General features: G+C 66.3%; 7 protein-coding genes and 1 tRNA gene. 2 read left to right on the top strand and 6 right to left on the bottom strand.

The genetic code is table 11. The features are described 5' to 3' along the window. Entirely contained in the window at positions 1–318 is a 318-nt protein-coding gene (locus AC1VAN_RS12495; RefSeq protein ID WP_480985897.1) for a DUF6713 family protein, read from the top strand. 101 nt (positions 319–419) lie between these two features. Next, positions 420–764 (top strand): GNAT family N-acetyltransferase, encoded by a 345-nt coding sequence (locus tag AC1VAN_RS12490; protein WP_306415591.1) that lies wholly within the window; start codon positions 420–422, stop codon positions 762–764. Here the strand turns inward: AC1VAN_RS12490 and AC1VAN_RS12485 are convergent. From AC1VAN_RS12485 to pheT, 6 genes are all read right to left on the bottom strand, one after another. Next, the gene (locus AC1VAN_RS12485; RefSeq protein WP_025876304.1) at positions 734–1,075 is read right to left on the bottom strand and encodes a low molecular weight protein tyrosine phosphatase family protein; all 342 of its coding nucleotides are present in this window, start codon (positions 1,073–1,075) and stop codon (positions 734–736) included. The two genes, AC1VAN_RS12490 and AC1VAN_RS12485, sit on opposite strands and share 31 nt — an antisense overlap. Then, positions 1,069–1,272, bottom strand: a complete 204-nt coding sequence (locus tag AC1VAN_RS12480) for a hypothetical protein (RefSeq protein ID WP_025876303.1) — start codon at positions 1,270–1,272, stop codon at positions 1,069–1,071. The genes AC1VAN_RS12485 and AC1VAN_RS12480 overlap by 7 nt, the downstream gene beginning before the upstream one ends. Before the next feature lie 118 nt (positions 1,273–1,390). Continuing rightward, positions 1,391–1,467 (bottom strand) — tRNA-Pro (locus AC1VAN_RS12475). A 67-nt stretch (positions 1,468–1,534) separates the two neighbouring features. Continuing rightward, positions 1,535–1,891: a MerR family transcriptional regulator gene (locus AC1VAN_RS12470; protein ID WP_005410431.1), complete on the bottom strand. Its 357-nt coding sequence runs from the start codon at positions 1,889–1,891 to the stop codon at positions 1,535–1,537. Beyond that, positions 1,872–2,171: an integration host factor subunit alpha gene (locus AC1VAN_RS12465; RefSeq protein WP_005410432.1), complete on the bottom strand. Its 300-nt coding sequence runs from the start codon at positions 2,169–2,171 to the stop codon at positions 1,872–1,874. The genes AC1VAN_RS12470 and AC1VAN_RS12465 overlap by 20 nt, the downstream gene beginning before the upstream one ends. A gap of 27 nt (positions 2,172–2,198) precedes the next feature. Continuing rightward, the gene (pheT, locus tag AC1VAN_RS12460) at positions 2,199–4,580 is read right to left on the bottom strand and encodes a phenylalanine--tRNA ligase subunit beta (protein ID WP_480985896.1); all 2,382 of its coding nucleotides are present in this window, start codon (positions 4,578–4,580) and stop codon (positions 2,199–2,201) included. Positions 4,581–4,628 lie beyond the last annotated feature (48 nt).

Here is a 4,628-nt window from a genome sequence, read left to right as displayed (position 1 = left end):
CTGCTGCATCAGATCGATGCCGCGTTCTGGCAGGAGTGGCGGATGTTCCAGGTGCCCGGCGGCATCCAGGGATTCCTGCTTTTCAATCTGCTTGCCATCGGCGTACTGCTGCACGGTTACCGTCAGGTCGTGCTCGGCCTGGGCTCTGCGCGCCGCTACGCACTGCTGTGCGGCGCGCTGGCTATCGGCACAGCCCTCATCCATGCAGGCTTCGCTGCGGCCGGTCGCGATGAATTCCACCTGCCCCTGTCGCTGCTCACGCTTCTGGCCTGCCTGGTCAGCGGCAGCGGTTTGCTGCTGCGCATCCGTCGGCGATGAACGTGCGGGCTCCAGCAGTTCGGATACGCGCGGCCGTGTGCACGGATCTTCCGGCACTGATCGCCCTGGACAGCGTTGCGGCCGATGACCCACGGCGTGCCGTGCAGATCGGCCAATGGCTGGCGGACGGCCACATGCACGTCGCCGAACTCGACGACACGCTGGCCGGCTACCGGGTCCAGCACCGGCACTTCTTCGGTGAAGCCTTCATCGAGATGCTGATGGTCGCCGCGCCACTGCGCGGACACGGCGTCGGCAGCGCGCTGCTTCTGCATGCCACGTCGTGCAGCGCAGGTGCCAGGCTTTTCACCTCCACCAACCAATCCAACGCCAACATGCAGCGGCTGCTGGCAGCCGCTGGTTTCCAGCAGTGCGGCATCGTGCACGGCCTCGACGAAGGCGATCCGGAGTTGATCTACCGCTTCGCTACTGACGATGTGAGGTAGGGCGCGACCTTCGCTTCCAGCAGCGCCATCAGCGCCGGATCCATGCAGCGATAGTCGTCGGGGATATCCAGGCAGTGCAGCGGCGTGTGTTCAAGCAGGCGGGCAAAATTCGCCTGCAGCCGATGCTGGTGCTTGGGCTCCATCACGAAGATGACATCAGCCCAGCGGATGTCCGCTGGGCTGATGGGCCGGCGCGCATGCGGGCTGGTGCCTGCCGAGCGCGCACTGATACCTGGCCGGCGCTGCCACATCGCTTCAGCGGTGGGGCTGCGCAGCTGGTTGCGACTGCAGACAAACAACAGGTTCAACATTCCTGGTCCAGCAGTTGCCGCGGGCTGAGGACTGGATAGGTGAAACCCAGCTGGCGCGCCCGCAGCAGCTTGTCGCCGCGCGTATACATCAGCTTCCAGTTCTTTTCCGGCTTGAAGATCGACGGTGCTGCCGTGTGGTCGCCAGCGTGGTGGCGCGACTGCGAGCGCCTCCAGGCGCGGTTCCTTTGCGTTTCCATGATCGTGTTCTCGTGAGTACCGGGTTCAGCAGCCGCGGTAGTACGAGTGCGCGCAGGATACAACGCCGCAACAAAAAAGCCCACGCATCGCTGCGCAGGCTTGTCTGTTACATCACAGTGGTCGGGACGGCCGGATTCGAACCGACGACCCTCTGCCCCCCAGGCAGATGCGCTACCAGGCTGCGCTACGCCCCGACTGATGCTGCGATGTGCCCGCCAGTGCGGCGGGCCGTGAAGTATAGCGGATTACGGCGGAAATGGGTCAGCGACGCAGCAGTTGCAGCACTTCTTCCAGTTCCATCCGCACCTGCTTGATGATCTGGTTGCTCAAGGCCGATTCCTCGCGCGCATCCGGACCATCCAGGCGCAGGCGCGCGCCACCGATGGTGTAGCCCTGTTCGTACAGCAGGCTGCGGATCTGCCGCACCATCAGCACGTCGTGGCGCTGGTAGTAACGACGGTTGCCACGGCGCTTGGCCGGCTCGAGACTGGGAAACTCGGTTTCCCAGTAGCGCAGCACGTGCGGCTTGACGTCGCACAGTTCGCTGACTTCACCAATGGTGAAGTAGCGCTTGGCCGGAATCGGCGGAAGTTCGCGGTTACTGCCCGGATCCAGCATAAGCTTCCACCCTCTCCTTGAGCTTCTGGCCCGGACGGAAGGTAACCACCGTACGGGCGGAAATCGGAATTTCCTCGCCGGTCTTGGGGTTGCGACCTGGGCGCTGGTTCTTGCGCCGCAGGTCGAAATTGCCAAAGCCCGACAGCTTCACCTGACGTCCCTGTTCCAATGCTTCACGCAGCACATCGAAGAACGCGTCGACGAATTCCTTGGCTTCCCGCTTGTTCAGACCGACTTCGTCGAACAGCTTTTCCGCCATCTCCGCCTTGGTCAATGCCATTGCCTGCTACCCCCGAGTGCTGCCCGCTCAGCCGCGGATCCGGGCGTGGTGTTCACGCTCGATGGCAGTGACCGCCTCGGCCACTACCGCTTCCACGTCGCGGTCCGTCAGAGTGCGCGACTTGTCCTGCAAAATCAAGCCCATAGCGAGACTCTTGAATCCCGGCTCGACGCCCTGGCCGACATAGCGATCGAACAGGTTCAGCTCGCGCAGCAGCGGACCGGCAGCCTGGCGGATGGTCGCGGCCAGGTCACTCCAGGCCACCTGTTCAGGCACCAGGAAGGCCAGGTCGCGGCGCACTGCCGGGTAGCGCGACAGTTCACCGGCGCGCGGCAGCGCACGGGCCGACAGCGCTTCCAGATCCAGCTCGAAGGCGTACACGTCCACGTCGATGTCCATCGCCTTGGCCAGGCGCGGATGGATCTGGCCGATCCAGCCGATGGCCAGGCCGTCGCGGAACACCTCGGCCGAACGCACCGGATGGCCGTAGGCACGCGAGGATGGGCGGAACTCCAGGACCGCGCCACTGGCCGCGGCCAGCGATTCCAGGTCGCCCTTCAGGTCATGGAAATCGATCTTGCGGGTCGGCAGGCCCCACTGCACCGCCTGCGCTTCACCGCAGACCGCAGCGGCCACGCGCGGGGTTTCCAGCGGCGCCGGCTGGCCATCTCCGGCCTGCTGCGCGAACACCCGGCCAAGCTCGAACAGGCGCACCCGGCCGAGCTGGCGGGCGGCGTTGCGGCCCAGCGTGGCGACCAGGCCCGGCAGCAGCGACGGGCGCATCACCGCCAGCTCGGCCGACAGCGGGTTGGCCAGCGGCACCAGATCCTCGCGCAGCTGCCACTGGCCCAGCAGGCCATCGTCGACGAAGGCGAAATTGACGGTTTCCTGCAGATCGCGTGCGATCAGCTGGCGGCGCACGCTCAGCGCGTCCAGCTGGGTCTCGGACGGCATCGCGACACGCGATGCGCCACCCGGCAGCGTGGTCGGGATCTGCTCATAACCGTRGATSCGGGCCASYTCYTCGATCAGGTCTTCTTCGATGGCGATGTCGAAGCGGCGGCTCGGCGCGGTGACCTGCCAGCCTTCGCCAGCGGCGACCACGTCCATGCCCAGCGCGCGCAGGATGCGCTCGACTTCGGCGTCTTCGATGGTGATGCCCAGCACGCGGGTGATGCGCGCGCGGCGCAGCAGGATCGTCGCCGGCTGCGGCAGGTCGGCCTCTCGTACCGCTTCGGTAACCGGTGCGGGGGTACCGCCGGCCAGGTCCAGCACCAGGCGGGTGGCGTATTCGATGGCAGTACGCGGCAGCGCCGGGTCGACGCCACGCTCGAAGCGGTGGCCGGCATCGGTGTGCAGGCCCAGCTTGCGGCCGCGGCCCATGATCGCGGCCGGCGCGAAGTGCGCCGCTTCCAGGAACACGGCGGTGGTGGCATCGGTAACACGCGTGTCGAAGCCGCCCATCAGGCCGGCCAGGCCGACCGCGCGATCAGCGTCGGTGACCACCAGGAAGCTGTCGTCCAGCGCAGCATCACGGCCATCCAGCAGCTTCAGGCTTTCGCCTGCGCGCGAACGACGCACACTGATCGTGCCCTGCAGGGTACCGAGATCGTAGGCGTGCATCGGCTGGCCCAGCTCAAGCATCACGTACTGGGTGATGTCGACCAGCAGCGATACCGGGCGCACGCCGCTGCGGCGCAGGCGCTCGGCCATCCACAACGGGGTCTTCGCCGCGGCGTTGACTCCTTCGATGACACGACCCAGATACCGCGGCGCTTCGGCACCGGCATCGAGCTGGATTGCCAGCTCGCGGCTGCTCTGGGCAGCGATCGGTGCTGCGATGAAATCCAGTACTTCGCTGCGCGTCGCTGCGGCGACGTCATAGGCGATGCCGCGGATGCTGAAGCAGTCGGCGCGGTTGGGGGTCAGCTTGATCTCGATGCTGGCATCCGGCAGGCCGAGGTACTCCACCAGGGACTGGCCGACCGGCGCGTCGTCCGGCAGTTCCAGCAAACCAGAGGCATCGTTGTCCAGGCCCAGCTCCTTGGCCGAGCACAGCATGCCGTTGGAKWCGACGCCGCGCAGCTTGGCCGGCTTGATCTTCAACTCACCGATCTGCGCACCGACCATCGCCAGCGGCGCGACCAGGCCCGGTCGTGCATTCGGCGCACCACAGACGATCTGCAGCAGCTCAGCCTGCCCCGCATCAACCTTGCACACCTGCAGGCGGTCGGCTTCGGGATGGCGCTCGGCTTCGACGATACGCGCGACGACCACGTGCTGCAGGCCATCGCCAAGCGCGGTCACGTCTTCCACTTCCAGGCCGATGGCGGTCAGCACCGCGCTGAGCTCATCGCGCGAGGCAGTGGTCGGGACGTGGCTGCGCAGCCAGTTTTCGGAGAATTTCATGGGTTCACCCTGGTGGGCCCGGCGCATGCGCCTGGGCCTGCGTTGTTG

It is taken from the genome of Stenotrophomonas sp. 05L44_2, from assembly GCF_056665995.1.
Note: the sequence above shows the minus strand (reverse complement) of the source record. Positions and strands in the feature narration are given on the sequence as shown.

Coding starts and splice junctions, on each gene's coding strand:
- AC1VAN_RS12465 (WP_005410432.1), bottom strand. CDS start 2,171: ATGGCATTGACCAAGGCGGAGATGGCGGAAAAGCTGTTCGACGAAGTC.
- AC1VAN_RS12485 (WP_025876304.1), bottom strand. CDS start 1,075: ATGTTGAACCTGTTGTTTGTCTGCAGTCGCAACCAGCTGCGCAGCCCC.
- AC1VAN_RS12470 (WP_005410431.1), bottom strand. CDS start 1,891: ATGCTGGATCCGGGCAGTAACCGCGAACTTCCGCCGATTCCGGCCAAG.
- AC1VAN_RS12480 (WP_025876303.1), bottom strand. CDS start 1,272: ATGGAAACGCAAAGGAACCGCGCCTGGAGGCGCTCGCAGTCGCGCCAC.